The sequence below is a fragment of the Mesorhizobium sp. M7A.F.Ca.CA.003.01.2.1 genome (assembly GCF_003998945.1).
Classification (GTDB): domain Bacteria; phylum Pseudomonadota; class Alphaproteobacteria; order Rhizobiales; family Rhizobiaceae; genus Mesorhizobium; species Mesorhizobium ciceri.
Genome location: NZ_RZRA01001242.1, coordinates 1 through 1,164, shown reverse-complemented (window position 1 = coordinate 1,164; position 1,164 = coordinate 1). Strand labels below are relative to the sequence as shown.

The 1,164-nt window shown below is 63.0% G+C and carries 1 protein-coding gene; it reads right to left on the bottom strand.

Annotated elements, in window-relative coordinates; genetic code table 11:
- A partial coding sequence (locus EN969_RS31600; protein ID WP_164758692.1) for an ABC transporter substrate-binding protein occupies window positions 1–1,163 on the bottom strand: 1,163 nt, incomplete at its 3' end.
- Window position 1,164 lies beyond the last annotated feature (1 nt).

The window sequence follows — 1,164 nt, the reverse complement described above, 5'->3', positions numbered from 1 at the left end:
GTGTGGGAGACGATCGTCAGGTCGTAATCCTTCTTGGTGAACACCTGGTCCAGCCACTGTGCCCATTCGACCGGAATGATTTCCAGATCGATGCCAACGTCGCGAAGCTGCGAGGCGATGATTTCGCCACCGAGACGGGCATAGGTGGGCGGCGGCAGTTTCAGCGTCGCCTTGAAGCCGTTCTCGAGGCCTGCCTCTTTCAGCAATTCCTTGGCCTTGGCGACATCATGCGGGTAGCGGCCGGTGAGGTCGACATAGTCCTTGTTGGCCGGCGACATATGCGAGCCGATCGGCTGGCCGAGGCCGGCCGAGGCGCCGTCGATGATGGCCTTGCGGTCGAGCGCGTAAGAGATCGCCTGCCTCACCTGCAGCTTGTCGAAAGGCGGCTTCTTGTTGTTGATCGACAGGATGGTCTCACCCTCGGTCGCGCCGATCACCACCTTGAAGCGCGGGTCGTCCTTGACCTGGGCGACGCTGTCGGCATCGAAGAACGGGAAAGCCTGGATGTCGCCCGAGAGCAGCGCCGGCACATAGGCCGCGGCATCCGGCACGATGCGAAACTCGGCCTTGTCGAGCGACGCCGGCGTGCCCCAGTAATTGTCCGATTTGACCAGCGTGATCGACGATCCCTTGGCCCAGCTCTGGAACTTGAACGGGCCGGTGCCGATCGGTTTCTCCTTGTTGGTGTCGGCAGATTCCGGCGCCACGATCACCGCGTCGCCCCAGCCCATATTGTAGAGGAACGAGCCCTGCGGGTTCTTCAGCGTGACCTTGACGGTTGCCGGATCGACGACGTCGACCTTGTCGATGGCGGCGAACAGGCCCTTTTGCGCGTTGACGGAGTTGTCGGCTCGCGCCCGGTCGAGCGAGAATTTCACGTCGGCGGCATCGAAGTCGGTGCCGTCATGGAATTTCACGCCGGTGTGCAGCTTGAAGGTGTAGACCTTGCCGTCATCGGAAATGGTCCAGCTTTCGGCCAGATCCGGGAGCACCTCGCCATTCGGCCCGATGCGCGTCAGGCCTTCGAACACATTGGCATAGAGAACCTCGTCGATCGCTGCGGCGGCACCGGCGGTCGGATCGAGATGCGGGGGTTCGAGCGGAATGCCGATGACCAGGTCGGTTCGCGCGGCGAACGCAGAGGTGCCGGCGGCCAGCGACAGC